General features: G+C 67.9%; 24 protein-coding genes. 6 read left to right on the top strand and 18 right to left on the bottom strand.

The features are described from left to right. Positions 1–47: 47 nt before the first annotated feature. The 8 genes from pheS to pyk all read right to left on the bottom strand — a co-directional run bounded on the left by pheS (position 48) and on the right by pyk (position 5,701). The gene (gene pheS / locus K3551_RS04575; protein WP_259918061.1) at positions 48–1,112 is read right to left on the bottom strand and encodes a phenylalanine--tRNA ligase subunit alpha; all 1,065 of its coding nucleotides are present in this window, start codon (positions 1,110–1,112) and stop codon (positions 48–50) included. 81 nt (positions 1,113–1,193) lie between these two features. Further along, on the bottom strand, positions 1,194–1,943 hold the full coding sequence (locus K3551_RS04570) for a MauE/DoxX family redox-associated membrane protein (protein WP_259918059.1): 750 nt from the start codon (positions 1,941–1,943) through the stop codon (positions 1,194–1,196). Between the two features lie 4 nt (positions 1,944–1,947). Then, positions 1,948–2,349, bottom strand: a complete 402-nt coding sequence (locus K3551_RS04565) for a MerR family DNA-binding protein (protein WP_409197404.1) — start codon at positions 2,347–2,349, stop codon at positions 1,948–1,950. Continuing rightward, positions 2,346–3,047 (bottom strand): SGNH/GDSL hydrolase family protein, encoded by a 702-nt coding sequence (locus K3551_RS04560; protein ID WP_259918058.1) that lies wholly within the window; start codon positions 3,045–3,047, stop codon positions 2,346–2,348. Before K3551_RS04560 ends, K3551_RS04565 begins: the two co-directional genes overlap by 4 nt. Before the next feature lie 216 nt (positions 3,048–3,263). Beyond that, positions 3,264–3,623 (bottom strand): 50S ribosomal protein L20, encoded by a 360-nt coding sequence (rplT, locus tag K3551_RS04555; protein ID WP_259918056.1) that lies wholly within the window; start codon positions 3,621–3,623, stop codon positions 3,264–3,266. A gap of 15 nt (positions 3,624–3,638) precedes the next feature. Then, positions 3,639–3,839: a 50S ribosomal protein L35 gene (rpmI, locus tag K3551_RS04550; protein WP_259918054.1), complete on the bottom strand. Its 201-nt coding sequence runs from the start codon at positions 3,837–3,839 to the stop codon at positions 3,639–3,641. A gap of 103 nt (positions 3,840–3,942) precedes the next feature. Next, positions 3,943–4,254 carry a hypothetical protein gene (locus K3551_RS04545; protein ID WP_259918052.1) on the bottom strand — a complete coding sequence of 104 codons (312 nt, stop codon included), beginning with the start codon at positions 4,252–4,254 and terminating at the stop codon, positions 3,943–3,945. Position 4,255: 1 nt separating this feature from the next. Continuing rightward, positions 4,256–5,701, bottom strand: a complete 1,446-nt coding sequence (pyk, locus tag K3551_RS04540) for a pyruvate kinase (protein WP_259918051.1) — start codon at positions 5,699–5,701, stop codon at positions 4,256–4,258. A gap of 164 nt (positions 5,702–5,865) precedes the next feature. Here pyk and K3551_RS04535 point away from each other — a divergent pair, with 164 nt between their 5' ends. From K3551_RS04535 to K3551_RS04520, 4 genes are all read left to right on the top strand, one after another. Beyond that, on the top strand, positions 5,866–6,606 hold the full coding sequence (locus K3551_RS04535) for an N-formylglutamate amidohydrolase (RefSeq protein ID WP_259918050.1): 741 nt from the start codon (positions 5,866–5,868) through the stop codon (positions 6,604–6,606). Continuing rightward, complete coding sequence (locus K3551_RS04530) at positions 6,599–6,913, top strand: DUF1244 domain-containing protein (RefSeq protein WP_259918048.1); 315 nt, start codon at positions 6,599–6,601, stop codon at positions 6,911–6,913. Before K3551_RS04535 ends, K3551_RS04530 begins: the two co-directional genes overlap by 8 nt. Before the next feature lie 86 nt (positions 6,914–6,999). Then, a complete protein-coding gene (locus K3551_RS04525; RefSeq protein ID WP_259918047.1) occupies positions 7,000–7,305 on the top strand; it encodes a hypothetical protein in 306 nt (101 codons plus the stop codon). Next, positions 7,302–7,571 (top strand): hypothetical protein, encoded by a 270-nt coding sequence (locus tag K3551_RS04520; protein ID WP_259918045.1) that lies wholly within the window; start codon positions 7,302–7,304, stop codon positions 7,569–7,571. Before K3551_RS04525 ends, K3551_RS04520 begins: the two co-directional genes overlap by 4 nt. Before the next feature lie 77 nt (positions 7,572–7,648). Here the strand turns inward: K3551_RS04520 and K3551_RS04515 are convergent, their stop codons facing one another. Further along, positions 7,649–8,500: a D-amino-acid transaminase gene (locus K3551_RS04515; RefSeq protein WP_259918044.1), complete on the bottom strand. Its 852-nt coding sequence runs from the start codon at positions 8,498–8,500 to the stop codon at positions 7,649–7,651. A 62-nt stretch (positions 8,501–8,562) separates the two neighbouring features. Between K3551_RS04515 and K3551_RS04510 the strand changes: the two genes are divergently transcribed. After that, positions 8,563–9,372 (top strand): M15 family metallopeptidase, encoded by an 810-nt coding sequence (locus K3551_RS04510; protein ID WP_259918042.1) that lies wholly within the window; start codon positions 8,563–8,565, stop codon positions 9,370–9,372. Between the two features lie 116 nt (positions 9,373–9,488). Here the strand turns inward: K3551_RS04510 and K3551_RS04505 are convergent, their stop codons facing one another. Together K3551_RS04505 and cobM are read right to left on the bottom strand one after the other, a co-directional pair. After that, positions 9,489–9,854: a hypothetical protein gene (locus K3551_RS04505; protein ID WP_259918040.1), complete on the bottom strand. Its 366-nt coding sequence runs from the start codon at positions 9,852–9,854 to the stop codon at positions 9,489–9,491. Positions 9,855–9,967: 113 nt separating this feature from the next. Then, positions 9,968–10,735, bottom strand: coding sequence for a precorrin-4 C(11)-methyltransferase (gene cobM, locus K3551_RS04500; RefSeq protein WP_259918039.1), 768 nt, complete (start codon positions 10,733–10,735; stop codon positions 9,968–9,970). Between the two features lie 17 nt (positions 10,736–10,752). Here cobM and K3551_RS04495 point away from each other — a divergent pair, with 17 nt between their 5' ends. Then, on the top strand, positions 10,753–11,196 hold the full coding sequence (locus K3551_RS04495) for an SgcJ/EcaC family oxidoreductase (RefSeq protein ID WP_259918037.1): 444 nt from the start codon (positions 10,753–10,755) through the stop codon (positions 11,194–11,196). Positions 11,197–11,240: 44 nt separating this feature from the next. On the opposite strand, the gene cobJ is transcribed toward K3551_RS04495, so the two are convergent. The 7 genes from cobJ to K3551_RS04460 all read right to left on the bottom strand — a co-directional run bounded on the left by cobJ (position 11,241) and on the right by K3551_RS04460 (position 18,455). Further along, complete coding sequence (gene cobJ, locus K3551_RS04490; RefSeq protein WP_259918035.1) at positions 11,241–13,028, bottom strand: precorrin-3B C(17)-methyltransferase; 1,788 nt, start codon at positions 13,026–13,028, stop codon at positions 11,241–11,243. 76 nt (positions 13,029–13,104) lie between these two features. Then, positions 13,105–13,806, bottom strand: a complete 702-nt coding sequence (gene cobI / locus K3551_RS04485; RefSeq protein WP_259918034.1) for a precorrin-2 C(20)-methyltransferase — start codon at positions 13,804–13,806, stop codon at positions 13,105–13,107. Continuing rightward, positions 13,803–15,008, bottom strand: a complete 1,206-nt coding sequence (gene cbiE / locus K3551_RS04480; protein ID WP_259918032.1) for a precorrin-6y C5,15-methyltransferase (decarboxylating) subunit CbiE — start codon at positions 15,006–15,008, stop codon at positions 13,803–13,805. Before cbiE ends, cobI begins: the two co-directional genes overlap by 4 nt. A gap of 108 nt (positions 15,009–15,116) precedes the next feature. Next, entirely contained in the window at positions 15,117–15,749 is a 633-nt protein-coding gene (locus K3551_RS04475; RefSeq protein WP_259918031.1) for a precorrin-8X methylmutase, read from the bottom strand. 250 nt (positions 15,750–15,999) lie between these two features. Then, positions 16,000–17,244 carry a sirohydrochlorin chelatase gene (locus K3551_RS04470; RefSeq protein ID WP_259918030.1) on the bottom strand — a complete coding sequence of 415 codons (1,245 nt, stop codon included), beginning with the start codon at positions 17,242–17,244 and terminating at the stop codon, positions 16,000–16,002. Further along, complete coding sequence (locus tag K3551_RS04465; RefSeq protein WP_259918028.1) at positions 17,241–17,456, bottom strand: DUF6732 family protein; 216 nt, start codon at positions 17,454–17,456, stop codon at positions 17,241–17,243. Before K3551_RS04465 ends, K3551_RS04470 begins: the two co-directional genes overlap by 4 nt. A 249-nt stretch (positions 17,457–17,705) precedes the next feature. Continuing rightward, a complete protein-coding gene (locus tag K3551_RS04460; protein WP_259918027.1) occupies positions 17,706–18,455 on the bottom strand; it encodes a DUF3750 domain-containing protein in 750 nt (249 codons plus the stop codon). Positions 18,456–18,465 lie beyond the last annotated feature (10 nt).

The raw sequence follows: 18,465 nt of genomic DNA, 5'->3' as shown, positions 1-18,465 counted from the left end.
CCGGGACAGGATGCCCCGGGGTCTAGCACTCCACCCTTGCCATTCCCTTAACCGGCGTGGCGGGTCGGGGCCTGCAACGCACCAAAGCCGTAGTGCTTCAACCAGCGCAGGTCGCTGTCGAAGAAGGCGCGCAGATCGGGGATGCCGTATTTCAGCATGGCAATCCGGTCGATCCCGATGCCGAAGGCAAAGCCCTGCCAGACATCCGGGTCGATGCCGCCCGCAGCCAGAACCTTGGGGTGCACCATGCCGGACCCCAGGATTTCCAACCAGTCGTCGCCCTCGCCCAGCTTCAGCGTGCCGCCTTCCCAGGAACACCGGATGTCGACCTCAGCCGAAGGTTCCGTAAAGGGGAAGTGCGAGGCACGGAAGCGCAGTTCGATCCCGTCCACCTCAAAGAAGGCGCGGCAGAATTCCTCCAGGCACCATTTCAGGTTCGCCATGGAGATATCGCGGTCGATGGCCAGCCCTTCGACCTGATTGAACATGGGCGTATGGGTCTGGTCATAGTCGGCGCGATAGACGCGGCCCGGACAGATGGTGCGCAAAGGCGCGCCATGGGTCTCCATCGCCTTGATCTGGACGGGGCTGGTGTGGGTGCGCAGGACGTGGGGCGGGCGGTTGTCGCCCTCGGCGCGCGCCATGTAGAACGTGTCCATCTCGGCCCGCGCGGGGTGGTGGCCGGGGATGTTGAGCGCGTCGAAGTTGTACCAATCGGTCTCGACCTGCGGCCCTTCGGAGACGGAGAACCCCATGTCGGCGAAAATCGCCGTGACCTCTTCGGAAACCTGGCTGATCGGGTGGATCGTGCCCTGCCTGCGCGGCCGCACCGGCAGCGTGACGTCCAGCCATTCCGACCGCAGCCGTTCGTCCAGCGCGGCATCCTCCAGCGCGGCCTTGCGCGCGGCGATGGCGCTGGTGATCTCGGACTTCAACGCGTTCAGCGCCGGGCCCGCCACCTGCCGCTCCTCTGGGGTCATGCGGCCCAGTTCGCGCATCTTCAACGCGACCTCGCCCTTTTTGCCCACGGCGGCCAGGCGCACCGCTTCCAGCCCGGCTTCGTCGCCAGCGGCCAGGATCTGACCCAGGTATTTGTCGCGCAGATCGTCCATGTCGGTCCCCGTTTCGTGCGGGGGCCTAGCTAGCCCCTGCCGCGCGCGCCTGCAACTGCCGCGCGCGGGCGGGCGTCATAATCACAAGAGCTGCGTCATACCCCAAAGCCCCATGGCCATCATCGCCAGGTTCTCGGTCAGAGAGACGAAGCCAAGGGGCACGCGGGTGTTGCCGCCCACGCAGGCGCACTTCAGCTCTCGCTTGTCGATGTAGACGGCCTTGAACACACTGACCGCGCCCACCGTTCCGATGAACAGCATCGCGGGCACCGCCAGCCAGGTCATGACCCCTGCCAGCATCAGCACGCCCGCCGCCGTCTCGACGAACGGATAGACATAGCCGTAGGGAACCCAGCGCCGGGCCAGCAGGTCGTAGTTCAGGAACATGGTGGCAAAGCGGTCCACGTCCTGCAGCTTTTGCACGCCCAGGAAACACATCGAAATGGCGACGAACCAGGGCACGACCTGCGCCGTCAGCGTGCCATGGACCAGCCAGCTGACCGCCAGCGCCATCAGGGCCGCCACGGCAAAGATGGTCAACACCGGGCGATAGGTCACGGCGTTCGGGTCAGGCACGGTCTTGCCGAAACGCGTCCGCAGGTCGTCGTAGCCGCCGATCCGCTCACCGCCAAGAAACACCTGCGGGGTGGTCTTGACCCCCAGCTCCGCCTTCACGGCCTCGTTCTGCTCGGGCGTGGTGATCAACCGCTCTTCCACCTCCAGCCCTTCGCGGCGCAGCAGATGCCGCGCCTTCAACCCGTGGGGGCAGACGCTCTGCCCGATGGCCCGACGGTAGAGGACGGCGCGGCCCTCGGTCATGTCCTTCGGCATTCGATCAATCCTCTTGGCTCAGGCGGGTCAGGATGGGGCAGTCGGGCCGCGCATCCCCCGCGCATGTTTCCACCAGATGCGCCAGCGTGGCGCGCATGTCCTGCAAGTCGGCGATCCGGGCGTCGATCTGCGCCAGATGGGTGCGCGCAAGGGCCTTGACCTCCGCGCTCTCCCGCCCTTCGTCGCGCCAAAGCGCCAGCAGCGCCCGGCAATCTTCCAGCCCGAATCCAAGCGCCCGGGCCCGGCCCAGAAACGCCAGCTCATGAACCTGTCGGGGCGAAAAGGCGCGGTAGCCGTTGGCCCCGCGCGCAGGCGCGATCAACCCCACCTCTTCGTAGAAGCGGATCGTCTTGGGCGGCAGGCCGGCGCGCGCGGCGGCGGCCCCAATGGACAAAGCCTGGGTCATGACCCGGAGATAGGGGTTCCAGTTACTGGAAGGTCAAGCCCCTCCGCCGAAAGAATCGCCTGCGCCAGCGCCCGCCCGATCCGGGCGGAGCCTTCGGGCGAGGGATGCACAAGGTCAGGCGCGTACAGGCCCGGATCGGAGGCGTCGATCACAACGCCCGCATCCAGAAACACCACACCCGGATCCCGCGCGGCCACCTGTGCCAGCCGGGCGTTCATGATGTCGAACTCCGGCTGGCACGGGGTGAAGCCGGTGGGCGAAGCCTCTGCCCCGTCGTAGTAGCCGACGAACGCGATGCGGGCCCCATCGGCCCGGATGCGCGCGATCAGCGCGGGGATGTCACCTGCCAGGTCCGGCCCTATCAACCCGTCCCGTGTGGCCGCCGCCTGCGGTGTCGCGCAATCGGGTCGCAGGTCGTTGCCGCCCCCGGTCATCACCACCCAATCCCAATCACCGGGGGCGTATTGCCGCGTGATGTCGAAGCCCAAGGTGCCCGCCAGCCCGTTCGGGTTGGTGACCTGCGCCAGCGACTGGGCACGATCCTGCACCGGTCGGTTCAACGTGGCCGACAACACCTCGGGGATGCCTGCCGCGCCGTTCCAGGCCATGACGCTGTCCCCAATGGCCAGAATCGCGCGGTTACCGACGGGCGCAGTGCTGCAGGCGGCAAGAAGGAGGGGGAGAAGAAGGGCGCGCATAGGCAGGCTCCGGGCAAGGAATGTCCCCGACAAGATGGCACACAGGGGCCCCAAGTCAGGGGGGAAACGGACCCCGGCCGGTCGCCCCTCCGCCCGTCCCGCGCCGATCACCGCCGGGGGCCATGAAGGGGGGGACGCAAGGGACCCGGCATTTGACCCCGCAGACGTAAAAAGGGGGCCCCGAAAGACCCCCAATTCGCACGATTTCCAGGTCGCTTACGCGGCGGCCTTGGCCTGCTCCACGATGGCGGCAAAGGCCTCGGGCTCATGCACGGCCAGGTCGGCCAGAACCTTGCGGTCGACCTCGATCCCGGCCTTCGACAGGGCGTTGATGAAGCGGGAATAGGTCATTTCCGCATCATGGGCGCGCACGGCGGCGTTGATCCGCTGGATCCACAGCGCGCGGAAGTTCCGCTTGCGGTTCTTGCGGTCGCGGGTGGCGTATTGGTTGGCCTTGTCGACGGCCTGACGGGCGACCTTGAAGGTGGTGGAGCGGCGACCGTAGTAGCCTTTCGCAGCCTTCAGGACCTTCTTGTGACGGGCGTGGGTGACGACACCGGAGGTTACGCGGGACATATCAGATCCTACCTATCAGCGGTCGTAGGGCATGAAGCCCTTGACGATCTTGGCGTCCGGCGCGGACAGCGTGGTGGTGCCGCGGGCGTCGCGGATGAATTTCTTGTGGCGTTTGATCATGCCGTGGCGCTTGCCGGCCTGACCGGCCAGCACCTTGCCACCGGCGGTGACCTTGAAGCGCTTCTTGGCGCTCGACTTCGTCTTCATCTTGGGCATTTCATTACTCCTTCTCCTGCGCGCGACTCGGCATCCCAATCGCCGGCCGTGCGGGTATTCGAGCGCGCCAACTAGACGCCTGGCGCGGGCAATGCAAGGGTTGCTAGCGCAGGACGCGCGCGACCAGTTCCACAAAGGCCTCGGGCACGGAAATCCAGCCGAAACCGTCGCGATCCCCCTCCCAGACCCAAAAGAACAGGGCGGCGGACAGAACGATCGTGAAGACCGCCACCCAGGACAGCCGTTTCTCGACCCAGCCCGAGATCAGCGCCGTCAGGCCCAGCGCCAACAGGACGGTGGCGATGACGATCAGAACCTCTGGGTCGCCGGGCACCGGCAGGCCAAGCGGCGGAATGCCGGGCAGCGACGCCCACCAGTTCCGAACCGCTGTCAGAAAGCCTGCCAGCGCCTCCATGTCAGTCGCCGTCGGGGCCGAAGATCAACCGTTCGTCACAGGGCGCGACGCGCAGGATGTTGGTCGATCCGGCGACGTTGAACGGGATACCTGCGGTCACGACGACCTGGTCTTCGGCTTCGGCAAAACCTGAAGCCTTGGCGGCGCGCACCGCAGAGACGACCGCGTATTTGAACCGCTCGACCGATTGCGTCTCGACCGAGTGGACACCCCAGCTCAGCACCAGTCGCCGCGCGGTGGAGGTGACAGGGGTCAGGGCGATGATCGGCACCCGCGGGCGTTCCCGGCTGACCTTCAGCGCGGTGGAGCCGGAATGCGAGAAGCAGCAGATCACCTTCACGTCCGTCGTCTCGGCGATTTCGCGCGCCGCGGCCACGATGCCATCGGCAGTGGAGGTCAGATGCGAGGACCGCGACGCCTCGATGATGTCGCGATATGTGCTGTCGCTTTCCACCGATTCGGCCACGTTGTTCATCGTCTGCACCGCCTGGAGCGGATAGGCCCCCGCCGCGGATTCAGCCGAGAGCATGATCGCATCCGTGCCCTCATAGATGGCGGTCGCCACGTCAGAGACTTCGGCACGGGTCGGCATCGGGCTGTCGATCATCGATTCCAGCATCTGCGTGGCCACGATCACCGGCTTGGCGGCGGCGCGGCACTTGCGGATCAGACGCTTCTGGATCGGGGGCACGGCATGGACCGGGCATTCGACGCCCAGATCCCCGCGCGCCACCATGATCCCGTCAGAGACGGCCAGGATCTCGTCGAAGGCATCGACCGCGGCCGGCTTTTCGATCTTGGACAGGATCGCTGCGCGCCCCCCGGCCAGTTCGCGGGCCTCGTGGACGTCAGCGGCGCGCTGCACGAAGGACAGGGCCAGCCAGTCGACACCCAGTTCGCAGACGAATTCCAGGTCCTTGCGGTCCTTGTCCGACAGGGCGGCCAGAGGCAGCACCACATCGGGGACGTTCACACCCTTGCGGTTGGAAATGGTCCCGCCGGTGACCACGGTGCAATCGGCGAAATCCTTGCCGCAATTCTCGACCTTGAGGCGCAGCTTGCCGTCGTTGACCAGCAGATGGCCACCGGGCTTGAGCGCCTCGAAGATTTCCTTGTGGGGCAATTGCACGCGGGTCGAATCGCCCGGCGTGTCGTCCAGGTCAAAGCGGAAGGGCTGCCCCTCCTCGATCTCGGCCTCGTCGCCCTTGAAGACGCCGCAGCGCAGCTTCGGGCCCTGAAGGTCGGCCAGGATGCAGATCGGGCGACCGGTGTCACGCTCGATGTCCCGGATGATGTTGTGGCGGGCGCGAATGTCCTCATGTCCACCGTGGGACATGTTCAGACGGAACACATCCGCCCCGGCTTCGAAAAGTGCGCGGATGGTATCGTAGTCGTCCGATGCCGGGCCCAGCGTTGCGACGATCTTCACATTGCGGTGACGTCTCATGGGTCGGTCGTCCCTTTGCATGAAATACGGAATGTTAGCGCTCGCGCTTCTGCACGGTTCGGTTCGGTTCGGCAAGCGTCACGTGCCTCAAAGGCGACAATCCGTGCCGATCCGCCGCCCTTGCGTCGCTGGGCAACCGCTGCGCCGCGCGATATGGCAGGCCCATGACAGAGCCCGCTTTCCACGTCCACGCCGCCGATGCCCCGTCCGACTGGGTGATCTGCTGTGACCATGCCAACAACCGCGTCCCCGCCGAAGTCGGCGGCACCCTGCACCTGCCCGAGGCGGAAATGGCCCGCCACATCGCCTGGGATCCGGGCGCGGCAGGCGTGACGCGGGAACTGTCGCGCCTGCTGGCGGGGCCTGCGGTTCTGTCCAACTTTTCCCGTCTGGTCATCGACCCCAACCGGGGCGAGGCGGACCCGACCCTTCTGATGAAGCTCTATGACGGGACCATCATCCCCGGGAACCGTCATGCCGACGCCAGCGAAAAGGCGCGGCGGCTGGATCTGTTTCACCGACCCTACCATGCGGCGCTGGCCGGCGTTCTGGACACGCGGGCCGCGCCGGTGATCTGTTCGGTCCACAGCTTTACCCCGCAACTGCGCGGCCGCGCCCCGCGTCCTTGGCAGGTCGGTATCCTGTTCAACCGCGACCGCCGGTTGACCGACCCGATCATCGCCCGGCTGGAGTCCGAGCGCGACCTTTGCGTCGGCGTCAATGAGCCCTACGATGGCTACTATCCCGGCGACACGATGGACCGGCACGCGCTGACACGGGGCGCATTGCATGTCTTGATCGAACTGCGCCAGGACCTCATCTCTGACGAGGCCGGGCAACGCCATTGGGCCGCCCGCCTCGCCCCGCACCTGACCGCCGCACTGAAGGATGTTCGCAATGGATGACCAGACCCGTATCGAGATCGAGGCCGCCGCCTTCCGCCGGTTGCGCCAGCACCTGCTGGAAGACCGGCCCGACGCGCAAAACATCGACCTGATGAACCTCGCCGGGTTCTGCCGCAACTGCCTGTCGCGCTGGTACGGCGAAGCCGCAGCCGAACGGGGCATCGAGATGACCAAGGACGAAGCGCGCGAGACGTTCTACGGGATGCCGATGGCCGACTGGAAAGCCCGCCATCAGTCAGAGGCGACGCCCGAGCAACAGGCCGCCTTTACCGAAAGCTTCGCTGCGAACGTCGGGCGCGACGGCTGACCTCCGCCGGATCGCGGTTTCGTGTCGGCCAAGGCATCGCCGGGGCCCGCCGGGGACGCTATCATCATGGGCAAGGAGGGATCGCCATGACCCGATCATTCACAATCCTGCTGACCGCAGCCCTGCTGGCGACCGGCACCGCGTCCGCGCGAGACGCCGTCGGCACCCCGCGGGCAGAGGCCCCGTTGCAGGGGCTGCGCGCCCATGTGGCACAGGAGTTGCCGCTGTTCGGATTTCGAGACACCGACGTTCGGCGGCTGAGCAACGTGCAGGTTCTGCACATCAACGCCGCCCTGCATTCCGGCCGCTCCCGCAATCATATCAGCGGCGTGATTGCGGGAACCCTGCGAAAGGGGTTTCTGCAACGCGCCCTCGAAGGGGTGTCGAAATGACCCGGTTCGCGCTTGTCCTTGCGGCTTTTCTGGCGGGACTGCAGCCCGCCATGGCCGCCCCCAACGCCCAGCTGGTCGCGTCGGTGCAACACAGGCTCGATGCCCTTGGGTTCGCAGCCGTTGACGCGGGGCAACTGTCGACCCGGCAGATCGCGGCCCTGCACATGCAACTCAACCGCAGGTCGTTCACCCCCGGCCCGCGCCGTTGGGACACGCAGCAGAAGGTCAAGGTGATCCTGCGGTGGGATCCCCCGCGCACGGACTGATCGCGCCGATCTGATCCGCGCGCAAAGGGGTGGGCAGACCTATCGGACGCCCCCTTGCTGTGCGCCAGGCGATGCCTTCAGACGGCTTTCTTGCGGCTTTCGTCCAGATAGATCTCTCGCAGGCGTTGCGCCACGGGACCGGGCGCGCCGGTGCCGATCTGTGCACCGTCGATGTCCACCACCGGCATCACGAAGGTCGAGGCAGAGGTGACAAAGGCCTCGTCCGCCTGCTGCGCCTCCTCGATGGTAAAGGCCCGTTCTTCCACTTTCATCTGCGCCTCGGAGGCCATGCGCAACACCGCGGCGCGGGTGATGCCGTGCAGGATCTCCTCGCCCAGGTGGCGGGTGATGATGGTGTTGCCCTTGACGATATAGGCGTTGTTGGACGTCCCCTCGGTCACGGCCCCGTCCTCGACCATCCAGGCATCGGCGGCGCCGGCGGCCTTGGCCATCATCTTGCCCATCGACGGATAGAGCAGCTGCACCGTCTTGATGTCCCGGCGGCCCCAGCGACGGTCGGGGATCGAGATGACCTTGATCCCGGTCTTCGCCGCCGGCGCATCGGCCAGGCCCGGTTTTGACTGGGTAAACAGCACCAGCGTCGGCGTCGCCGCTTCGGGATAGGCGAAATCGCGATCCGCCGCGCCACGCGTCACCTGCAGGTAGACCAGCCCCTCTTCGATACCGTTCTCCGCCACCAGGCGTTTGTGAATGGCGAGCAGCTCGGCCTCGTCGCAGGGGGCGTCCATCTCCAGCTCCGCGAGCGAGCGTTTGAGCCGCGCGACGTGCCCCGCGAAATCGATCAGCTTGCCATCCAGCACCGAGGTCACCTCGTAGACGCCGTCGGCAAACAGGAAGCCGCGGTCGAAAACCGAAATCTTGGCCTGATCCTCGGGAACATATTCACCGTTGACGTAGACTGTGCGCATGAAACTCTCCTGCCTGATCCTCCCCTCTTGCGGGGCGCGGGCGGGGCGGTCAAGGCTGGGGCATGATACGATTGACCGAAGGCCCCCTGGCCGCCCTGCGTGCCCGCCCCCTGGCAGAAGAGGTGGCCCGCGCCGCCACACGTCGCCCCGGCTATCGCGACCACCCCGTCGACCTGCGCGACCCGCGCGGGACCGACCCGATGACAGAGGTGACCGCACAGGGCATCGCCGGGCAAAACGCCTACTGGTCCGACAGGACGGCCCCCTATCACGGGCGGGTGGCCGGGTCGGTGCCGGATCTGCTTCTGCGCGCACCGCTGGTCACACGGCTGCAGGGGGTCGATGCAAGGCTGGCCCCCTATGGCCTGCAACTTTGGGTGTTCGACGCCTGGCGCCCGATCGCGGTGCAGAACCATTTCCACACCCGCTGGATGCCGGACCACCTGCGCACCTTGCACCCCGACTGGGACGCGCCGCGGATCGCCTTCGAGACGGAACGGTATTGGGCACGCGGCGCCGAGGGCGGCATTGATCCGGCCTCTCCTCCGCCCCATGCGACGGGGGCCGCGGTGGACCTGACGATCCGCTACCGGGACGGCGCGGAGCTGTTCATGGGCACCTTGTTCGACGACGTGTCCGAGACATCGAACACCGATGCCCTCGAAGCGGACCCCGAGGGGCTGGCCTTTTCCGCGCGGGAGGCACGGGCAAACCGGCGATTGCTCTATTGGCTGATGGTCGAGGCGGGGTTTGCGAACAATCCGACCGAATGGTGGCACTTTTCGCGCGGCGATCAGATGTGGGCCCGGATCACCGGCGCGGAGGCGGCCTATTATTCGATCGCACCCGGGGTGCCGCCCTCATCCAGATGAGGGCGGAGCGAGGGGACCCGTCCCCTCGCGCTCCCCTGCCAAGGGGGCTGACAGCCCCCTTGGAGACCCCCGTGAGTATTTTAGCCGAAGAAGACGCCGCGACGCGGCCTTCGCGATCACGACCCGTGAGACAGATAGCCTGCCGGGGCCTCGACCTCGCGCGCATAATCGAGCGGTGCCGTGGTGCGCGCGTCGGTGGCCCGTTTGAAGTCGTAGTGCATCACCTCGCCCGACGGCTCGGACGCGACAATCAGCACGGTGCGGAGCATGCGCGGGCCATCGTGGATCTCGACCAGGCCGCGCAATTTCGGCGCGACATCGAGGGCCACGTCAAACCCCGCATCGGAATAGGAGACGATGGGATACCAGGTGTCCCCCATCTGAACCCGCAGCTTGCCCCCCGTCTTGCGTTGATCCCGGCTGCGCGCCAGTTCCAGCCCCTCGCGCACGTCCTTGGACAGGAAAACCCGTTCGATCGCCATGGCAGCCTCCTCAACCCCAGCGTGTGACGATGTCTCCACCGCCACCCTTCCGGTAGAGACTGACGCGGAATGGCTAAGAGTCAATGAGTCGCACGTGAGGGTTTTGTGAAACGTCAGACCTTTGTGCGGGGACGCAGCACATGCGGGATCGCCGGATCATAGAGCGCGCTGTCGCGAAAATCCTCCACCTGGCCCAGAGCGGGGCCGACGAGGATCAGCGCCGTGCGGGTGATTTTCTCGGCCCGGACCTTTTCACGAATGTCGCTGAGCGTGCCCCGCAGAAAGGCCTCGTCCGGCCAGCCCACGCGGTAGGCGACGACAACGGGGCAGTCGGCCCCGTAGTGCGGGACCAGCACGCGCTCGATCTCGCGCAGGGCGCGGATGCCCAGGTGGATGACCAGCGTGGCCCCGGTGCGGGCGAAATTCTCCAACGTCTCTCGGGGCGGCATGGAGGTGGATTTCATGCTGACACGGGTCAGGACGATGCTTTGCGCGATCTCGGGGATCGTCAACTCCTGCCCCAGGGCGGCGGCGGCGGCGGCATAGGCGGGAACGCCGGGTGTGACCTCATAGGGGATGCCGTCGCGTTTCAGCAGGCGGATCTGCTCGGCGATGGCACCATACAGGCTGGGGTCACCGGAATGCACACGGGCCACGTCCTGACCGCGTGCGTGGGCGGCGGTGATCTCTGCGTGGGTGTCCTCCAGCGTCATCGGCGCAGTGTCGAGAACGCGCGCGCCCTCGGGTGCCTCGGCCACCACGGCCTCGGGCACCAGCGACCCGGCATAGAGACAGACGGGGCAGGCCCGGATCAGGCGCTGCGCCTTGAGGGTCAAAAGCTCCGGGTCGCCGGGGCCGGCACCTATGAAATGGACGGTCATGGGGCTATTCCTTGGGCATGGTTTCCGATCCAGACGCCTTTGTGCCCGCCTTCGTCGCCGCCTGGATGGCGCGGGACGGGGCGGGTTTGGGCGCGCTGTTCGCGGAGGATGCGGATTTCGTGAACGTGGTGGGCATCTGGTGGGAGGACCGCGCCGCGATTGCGCGGGCCCATGGCTATGCGCTGGGTTCCTTCTTCGCGGATACGCGTCTGGTGGCGGGGCGCGTCAAAATCCGCAGGATGAACGACGTGGCCGTGATCCACGCGCGCATGGCGCTGACCGGGCAGGTCGCACCGGATGGCACGCGCGCCGGACCGCGCACGGCGATCCTCAGCTTTGTCTTGACGCGCCAGGGGGACGGGTGGCTGGCGGTCTCGGCGCAGAACACCGATGTGGTTCCGGGGGCCGAGACGCATGTGGCCGGAGACACGGGGCTGAAAGCCCGGGATTACCGCCAATGACACCTGCGGCACCCCGCGGCTGATCCTGCGGACCTGATCAAGGCTCACGCCAGATCCCCGCCCGCCATCTTGCGCGCATAGCCGCGCGGCGTGAACATGCGGGTACCATCGCCGGTTTCGACCAGACGTGTATGGGACGACCCGACCAGCACGACGGTCAGCATGTCGACCTCATCCACCTGCAACTCATCCAACCGGCGATAGCGCAGCTCCTCCTCCGGGCGGCCCAGGGACGACGCCAGCAGGACCGGGGTGTCGGCGGGGCGATGGGTCAGCAGGATGTCGCGGGCCTCGGCCAGCAGGGTCCGGCGGCGTTTGGACACGGGATTGTAGAAGGCGATCACGAAATCACCTTCGGACGCGGCGTGAAGGCGGCGCAGGATATCCTCGCGCGGGGTCAGCAGGTCCGACAGAGAGATGGCGCAGAAATCGTGGCCCAAGGGGGCCCCGGCCCGCGCGGCGGCGGCCTGCAGCGCGCTGATGCCGGGGGTGGCCACGACCTCGACCCGGCGGGCCGCATCGGTCAGGGCCGAAGGGTCGGAGGGGTCGCGGGACAGCAGTTCATAGACCAGCGCACCCATGGCGTAGATCCCCGCGTCGCCCGAACAGATCAGCGCGACATCGCGCCCCCCGCCCGCCCGTTCCAGAGCGTGGCGACAGCGCGCCTCTTCCCCGCCCAGGGGGAAATCGGCGCGCGGCTTGCCCGCCGCCAAGGGGCCCAGCAGGTCGATGTACAGGGAATAGCCGACCAGTTCATCAGCCTGTTGCACCATGCGGCTGGCCTCGGGCGATCGCCAGGCGGACTGACCCGGTCCAAGCGACACGATCGACACCCGTCCCCGTGCGCGCCCCGGCAGATCGGTGATCGGCGCATCGGCACGGGCCAGGGCGCAGGTGGTATTCGCGGTCTTGCGTTTCTGCGCGACCAAGGTGCCGCCGCTGGCGGCCAGGGCCGCCGCCTCGGAGACCGAGGGCGTGCCGACCTCGGCCTGGACCACGGCAGACGGGTTGGGAACCTCTTGCGCGGCCAGCTCGCTTGCGGTGAAGGCGCGCAACGGCACGCCCAGGCGCGCAGCAAGCGCGTTCATCGCCGGTTCGTCCAGTTTCAGGTCCAGCGTATTGATGGATGCCAGCGCCCCCGGTGCCACGCCAGCCCCGTCCAGCAGGGCACAGACGCTGTCCCACAACTCCTCTGCGGGGGCGTTGCGGGCGCAGCCGACGCCCAGCGCAAATCGTTGCGGATGGTAGACGAGGCGATGGGGGCCACCTGTCGCAGGCGCCTCGGTCACCGCGATCTCGACCGCATCGCCGGGTGGCAGATCAAAGAGCGGCGCGCCCGTGACCCGCGCGCCGCCGCCGGACAAAAGCGCGGCCATCACCGACTTGGCGTCCTGCGGATTGGCCAGGCGGTATCCGATCGGCGGCTCATCCAGGGCCACGCCCAGGGCCACGTCGCCCGCCGTCGTCACCGCAGCCGTCCCTGCCAGAACGTCGGCGATACGTCGCGCCAGACGGTTCGCCCCCCGGTGCCCGCCCAGAAGCGGCACAACGACCGCGCCATCGTCAGACACGGAAATCACCGGCGGTTCGGTCGTCTTGTCGGCCAGCAGCGGTGCCACGGCGCGGATCAGGATGCCCGAGGCGCAGACCCCGATCACCGGATGTCCGGCGGCAAACAGGTCGCGGGCATGGACCAATGCGTCGGGAAACGTCACCTCTGCGTCGGTCCGCCCGGCGCGGCCATGCAACGCACATCCAAGCGTCTGTGCGATGCGGCGCGCCGTCATTTCGCCAGCGGAGTTGAGGGCAAGCACGATGGGGGCGGCGGTCATGGGCATGTCTTTGCGGCAGCGCCCGGCCGGAACCGGGGGAGAATTGTATATGGGGACCGGTGATGGCCGCGGGGGGTCACAACCACGGGTCGGCCCCCTTGGCGATCAGGATCATCGAGAAATAGGGGGCCGGATCCGGGGCCTGCGCCAGTGGCAGGACCTGTTCTGCGCCCAGTGTCGCACGCTCGACGTAGGTGGCGGCGGCCAGCAGCCCCTCGTCGGACAAGAGCGCGCGCAGGCGGGACAGATGGCGACCGACCTTCATCAGGACCAGCGTGTCGGCCGCGCGCAGATGGGCGCGCAACGCCGCATCCGGCAAGGGTCCGGGCAAGACGGTCATCACCTCGTTGCGGGCCGTCAGAGGCAGGGCGGCCCGCGCCGCGCAAGCCGTCAGCGAGGTGACGCCGGGGACGATGTCCACCGAGTAGCGGGCGCGCAAGCGTGCGAAAAGATACATGAAGGACCCGTAAAAGAACGGGTCCCCCTCGCACAGACACACGACGTCCTGGCCCGCATCCAGTGCCTCGGCGATCTGTGCCGCGCCGGTGTCGTAGGCGGCCTGGGCCGGGGCACGGTCGCGGGTCATGGGCACGTCCATGCGGATTTCGCGCGCGCCCTCGGGGATCAGGTCGGCCGCGATGGCACGCGCCAGGCTGTCCCCACCCGCAAGGCTGGGATAGGCCACGACCGTGGCCGCCTCGATCAGGCGGGCGGCGCGGCGGGTGATCAGATCGGGGTCGCCGGGGCCCAGGCCCACACCATAAAGCGTGCCTGTCATCGCTTGATCAGGCTCCACTGGGTGACGGGCATGGCCGCGCGCCAGCCGCGATACCGGCCCACGGGTTCGGCCCGGTCGATGGACAGGCGCACCAGGTCGCCACCGTGTTTCGCATGCAGCGCCATCAGCAATGTCTCGGATTCCAGCGTCACCGCATTGGCCACCAGTCGCCCCAAGGGGCGCAGCGCGGTCCAGGCTGCCGCGAACGTGGCCTCGGACAGGCCCCCGCCAATGAAGACGGCGTCCGGTGCAGGCAGATCCGCAAGCGCATCGGGAACGGACCCTTCGCGCAGATCCAGACGGGGGGCACCCAGCGCCAGGGCATTTTCAGCCGCCATGGCACGGCGGTCGGGGCGCGGTTCGATCCCGATGGCGCGGGCCGAGCGGGCCGCGCGCATCCATTCGATCGCAACCGAGCCGGAACCGCAGCCGATGTCCCACAAAAGCGCCCCGCGCATCGGCATCAGCTTGGCCAGGGTGGCGGCGCGCACCTCGCGCTTGGTCATGGTGCCATCGCTGCGGAACAGGTCGTCGGCCAGGCCGGGGACGCGCGGCAGCAGGGCCGCGTCAGGCGCGGCGATACAGTCGACCGCCAGCGTGTTGAAAGGCGGCACCTCATGGGTCCAGGCCTGAGCGATCCCGTCAAAGCGCGCCTCGTCCGCGCCGCCCATGTTGGCAAGGACGGTCATCTGCGACTGACCAAAGCCGCGTTCGGTCAGGAACCTCGCGATCTGGGCGGGGGTGTCGGCCCCCGTCGTCAGGATCAGCAGCCGTGCGTCCGGCTGGATGAAGGCGATCATCTGCGCGACCGGGCGGCCATGGACCGTCAGCGTTTCCAGGTCCGCCATGGACCACCCCATGCGCGCGGCGGCCAGCTGAAAGGCAGATAATTGCGGGTGATAGGCGATCTGACCGGCGGGGATGGCGCGGCCGATCCGGGCCCCGACCGAAAACCACAGCGGGTCGCCAGTGGCCAGGACCACGACGCGACGTTGGCGCAGCCCGGTAAGCGTGTCGATCAGCGCGTCGAAGGGATGCGGCCAGGCCAGACGTTCGGCGGTGATCGTGTCCGACAGAGCATGGTGGCGGTCGCCGCCGACGATCACCTCTGCGGTTTCGACCACGGTGCGGGCGGCGGGGGTCAGGCCATCGAGCCCGTCTTCGCCGATGCCGACGATATGCAGCCAGGGGGCGTCAGACATGGGCGGGGTCCGTGGGTGATGGAGGGGTGATGGACGGGTGATCTGCGTCATACCCAGAAAGCGCACCAACCAGCCTGAGTACGTCAGAAATAGTGCGGACGCGCGCGGTCACTGCACCCCTCCGGCGGCAAGGATGCCCAGCACGTTGACCGCAGCAGAGGCCATGGCGCTGCCACCGCGCCGACCGCGCAGGGTCAGGAACGGGGTCTCGCGGGGGCGGGCGGCAAGCTCGGCCTTGGATTCGGCGGCTCCGACGAAACCGACGGGAAAGGCCAGGATCGCGGCAGGTTTGGCTGCCCCGTCGTCGAGCCGTTCAAGCAGGCGGAACAGCGCGGTGGGCGCGTTGCCGATGGCGACGATGGCGCCCTCGGTGTCCCACAGATCGACGGCAGCTGCGGAACGCGTCGTGCCCAGATCGCGCGCCATGTCGGGGGTGCGGGGATCGTTGAGGGTGCAGCGGACCTGCGCCCCGTCAGGCAAAAGGCGGCGGGTGATGCCGGAGGCGACCATCTCGCAATCGGCATAGATCGGGGCCCCCGCGCGCAGGGCCGCGGTGGCGCTGGCCGCGACATCGGGCGCGTAGGCGATGCGGTCCGCGACCTCGACCATGCCGCAGGCGTGGATCACGCGGACAACCATTTCCGCCACATCGGCCGGAAAACGGTCGAGCGCGGCCTCGGCCCGGACGGTCGCGAACGAGGCCGCATAGATGGCGGCGGGGTCACGCTCGTAGGGTCTCATGCGGCGGGGTCCCGCGCGGGCTGCCATCTGGTGTCGGTGTGGGTGGACGGGATCGCGAAGGGCAGCGCCCGACCCGCCGGGGCGGCGGGGGCCTGGGGCTGGCCTTTGAAAAATTCGGCGCGGTGGGGCAAGGCCCGCCGTTGCACGAGCGCCCGCGCCGGGGGGGCGGGTCGGGCGCTGTCGGGTCTGACGACCGGACGGGAGGGTGCGGGATGGCACGGCCCGGCCTCCGCAAAGGGACGGGGATGGATCATGCTTTGGCCTTTCGCGCCGATTCCGGGCCGTGCGGGTGGTCGGCGTGGGGATAGGGCGCGTGGTGGTGGCCGTGATCGTGGTGATGATGGTGACCGTCATCACCGTGATGGTGATGGTGGCCGTGGTCACCGTGGTGGTGGTGATGGCCGTGCTGATGCGCCTGTGCCTCCAACCGGCACATCCCGGTGCAGAAGTGATCGCACAGCGCGCAATCCGCCACGTTGGAACCGGGGGCGCTGGCGCCCTGCCCCTCGACGTGGTGGTGGTGGCTTTCCTGAACCGCCCCCAGCTCCCCCTCGAAGCCCAGGACCTGCACGCGGTACTTGCACAACACGCAGGTCGGCGGCGGCACATCGCCGAACGCCGGGTGCTGGCGGTCTTCGGGCGTGATCCGGCGTGTCTCTCCCTTGTCGAGCGCCAGAACCTGCGTGCGATAGGCGCAGAGCCCGCAGTTCGGCGGCGGGTTGGCCCCGGCCTGTTCCAGAATGCGTTCGGCAAAGGTTTCCAGGACCTTGGGGTGATCGCCGAGATAGCCCGCCTTGACGAAGGCGATATCAGGATGCGCGGCGGCGACCTGATCGGTGAAGCCGTAAATGCGGTCGATCAGGATGCCGGAGAACAGGAAATAGGGGAACACCACGATCCGCTTGTAGCCCAGCCGGGCCGCATGGCTCAGGCAGGGTTCGACCAGCGGGAAGGTGACGCCGGAATATCCGACCTCCAGCCAGCCGAAGCCCAGGCCTTCGTGCAGCATCCGCGCGATCTTGGCGACGTTGCCGTTCGCGTCGGGGTCCGAGGCCCCGCGCCCGATCACCACAAGGCAGGTGTCGTGGCGCGCGACCGGGGTATCGGTATCGGCAGCAGCAAGCGCGTCTTCGATCCGGGCCGCAGCGGCGGCGATCATCTTGGGGTCGACCCCCAATTCGCGCCCGTATGAAATATCCACCTCATGCTGCGCGGCATAGGTGTTCAGCACGGTCGGGATGTCGTTCTTGGCGTGCATTGCCGCGAACAGCATGCCCGGCACCGCCAGGATCCGGTCACACCCCGCATCGCGCAGGCGGTCCAGGCCATCCCGGATCACGGGGTTCGCGAACTCCAGATAGCCGTAGTCGACGATCCAGTCGCGCGGCAGCAGGGCGGGCAGCTTGTCCGCCAGGGTCGCGAATTCATCGACGGCGGATTGCGACCGCGACCCGTGGCCGCAGATCATCACGCCGGTTTTGGGGGCGGTCGTCATGCGGGCTGCTCCTCCTCTTCAGGGGCCTCGTCCTCGGTGGCGTCTTCGTCCTTGGATTTGCCACCCTTGAGCCACCCCAGCACCGCGGCCCCGGCGATCACGCCCAGCCCCACGCCGAGAACCCAGTGGTCATGCCCCCCCAAGGTGCCCAGATGCCCGGTATGCGCCTGCGCGGGCCCGGCGAGAAACAGAAGCGGAATCAGAATACGCATGGGCAGGCCTTTCGTCAGCGAGGGCCGCCCCCGGAAGCGCCGGGTCAGTGACGATGCCGCGCCCCGCCCCCGGTCTGGGTCGGTGGGGCCCTGGCCACCTGTCCGGCCCCGCGCGGGGGCGTCGTCCCCCGCAGCCGTAGACGGAGGGCGGCGGCGGCGCAACGCGATTCCCGACAGGGGGCGCTTTGGTCGCGACGGGGATCAGATCCTTCGAAGGATCTGATCAGGATTTTCCAAAATCCTGATGCCTCAGGTGGCAGGCGTTCCGATCCGTCCGATCCCCGGCAACTTGACCGCAGGCCGCAGCAGGTCCAGCCCGAACGCCTGCCCCAGCAGGTGCATTTCCACCCCCGTGCGCGGCCCGAGCGACAGCCCGGCGAGCCCGTTCCAGCTGAGGTGCAGATCGCCACCCTCGTCTTGCTGCGCGTTCACGCCCGGCCCCGTCCAGTCCCGCCCGACCGCGTGGGGCGGCAGGGTCAGGCCCAGCGCCGGCACCTCGCGCAGGACATGCGCCACGAAGGTGTTGGAGTTCGGCCCCGGCCAGATCACATAGTCGCCGCGATCGCCCCAGGGATAAGCCGCCACGGCATCCTCGACCGCCGGGATCAGGCTGGAGGCCGCATCCCCCTGGACCGAGCCGACGATCCAGGGATCGTTGGAATACCACCGCGCATCGGGCGCGTAGGCGTCACGACGCACCGGGCGACCCCAGCCCACGACCTCGGCCCGGGTCCAGCGCGTGGCCCCTTCGGCCTTCCAGACCAGCCAGGAATGCACCGATACCGCGCCCTTGGGACCGCCGGTCCGGGCCGCCAGGACGTGAATGGTCGCGGGCCGGACCGCCTCGGCTGCGGGCAGCAGGCCAGACGGTCCCCAATCGGCGGACCGCCAGGTATCGGGCCGGTCCTGTGCCGTCCACCACAGTCCCGCCAAGGCGACGGGCAGCAGGAAGGTCAGGGCGAAAGCCACGAGGGGCCAAAGCAGGAGAATGCGCAGCATCCCTGCAATC

The organism is Jannaschia sp. M317 (assembly GCF_025141175.1).
In the GTDB taxonomy this organism is placed as follows: Bacteria; Pseudomonadota; Alphaproteobacteria; order Rhodobacterales; family Rhodobacteraceae; genus Jannaschia.
This window is presented reverse-complemented; position numbering and strand designations above follow the sequence as displayed.

Bases quoted from the DNA above. Each gene is read 5' to 3' on its own strand.
- pheS (WP_259918061.1), bottom strand. From the start codon at position 1,112: ATGGACGATCTGCGCGACAAATACCTGGGTCAGATCCTGGCCGCTGGC.
- K3551_RS04570 (WP_259918059.1), bottom strand. From the start codon at position 1,943: ATGCCGAAGGACATGACCGAGGGCCGCGCCGTCCTCTACCGTCGGGCC.
- K3551_RS04565 (WP_409197404.1), bottom strand. From the start codon at position 2,349: ATGACCCAGGCTTTGTCCATTGGGGCCGCCGCCGCGCGCGCCGGCCTG.
- K3551_RS04560 (WP_259918058.1), bottom strand. From the start codon at position 3,047: ATGCGCGCCCTTCTTCTCCCCCTCCTTCTTGCCGCCTGCAGCACTGCG.
- rplT (WP_259918056.1), bottom strand. From the start codon at position 3,623: ATGTCCCGCGTAACCTCCGGTGTCGTCACCCACGCCCGTCACAAGAAG.
- rpmI (WP_259918054.1), bottom strand. From the start codon at position 3,839: ATGCCCAAGATGAAGACGAAGTCGAGCGCCAAGAAGCGCTTCAAGGTC.
- K3551_RS04545 (WP_259918052.1), bottom strand. From the start codon at position 4,254: ATGGAGGCGCTGGCAGGCTTTCTGACAGCGGTTCGGAACTGGTGGGCG.
- pyk (WP_259918051.1), bottom strand. From the start codon at position 5,701: ATGAGACGTCACCGCAATGTGAAGATCGTCGCAACGCTGGGCCCGGCA.
- K3551_RS04535 (WP_259918050.1), top strand. From the start codon at position 5,866: ATGACAGAGCCCGCTTTCCACGTCCACGCCGCCGATGCCCCGTCCGAC.
- K3551_RS04530 (WP_259918048.1), top strand. From the start codon at position 6,599: ATGGATGACCAGACCCGTATCGAGATCGAGGCCGCCGCCTTCCGCCGG.
- K3551_RS04525 (WP_259918047.1), top strand. From the start codon at position 7,000: ATGACCCGATCATTCACAATCCTGCTGACCGCAGCCCTGCTGGCGACC.
- K3551_RS04520 (WP_259918045.1), top strand. From the start codon at position 7,302: ATGACCCGGTTCGCGCTTGTCCTTGCGGCTTTTCTGGCGGGACTGCAG.
- K3551_RS04515 (WP_259918044.1), bottom strand. From the start codon at position 8,500: ATGCGCACAGTCTACGTCAACGGTGAATATGTTCCCGAGGATCAGGCC.
- K3551_RS04510 (WP_259918042.1), top strand. From the start codon at position 8,563: ATGATACGATTGACCGAAGGCCCCCTGGCCGCCCTGCGTGCCCGCCCC.
- K3551_RS04505 (WP_259918040.1), bottom strand. From the start codon at position 9,854: ATGGCGATCGAACGGGTTTTCCTGTCCAAGGACGTGCGCGAGGGGCTG.
- cobM (WP_259918039.1), bottom strand. From the start codon at position 10,735: ATGACCGTCCATTTCATAGGTGCCGGCCCCGGCGACCCGGAGCTTTTG.
- K3551_RS04495 (WP_259918037.1), top strand. From the start codon at position 10,753: ATGGTTTCCGATCCAGACGCCTTTGTGCCCGCCTTCGTCGCCGCCTGG.
- cobJ (WP_259918035.1), bottom strand. From the start codon at position 13,028: ATGACCGCCGCCCCCATCGTGCTTGCCCTCAACTCCGCTGGCGAAATG.
- cobI (WP_259918034.1), bottom strand. From the start codon at position 13,806: ATGACAGGCACGCTTTATGGTGTGGGCCTGGGCCCCGGCGACCCCGAT.
- cbiE (WP_259918032.1), bottom strand. From the start codon at position 15,008: ATGTCTGACGCCCCCTGGCTGCATATCGTCGGCATCGGCGAAGACGGG.
- K3551_RS04475 (WP_259918031.1), bottom strand. From the start codon at position 15,749: ATGAGACCCTACGAGCGTGACCCCGCCGCCATCTATGCGGCCTCGTTC.
- K3551_RS04470 (WP_259918030.1), bottom strand. From the start codon at position 17,244: ATGACGACCGCCCCCAAAACCGGCGTGATGATCTGCGGCCACGGGTCG.
- K3551_RS04465 (WP_259918028.1), bottom strand. From the start codon at position 17,456: ATGCGTATTCTGATTCCGCTTCTGTTTCTCGCCGGGCCCGCGCAGGCG.
- K3551_RS04460 (WP_259918027.1), bottom strand. From the start codon at position 18,455: ATGCTGCGCATTCTCCTGCTTTGGCCCCTCGTGGCTTTCGCCCTGACC.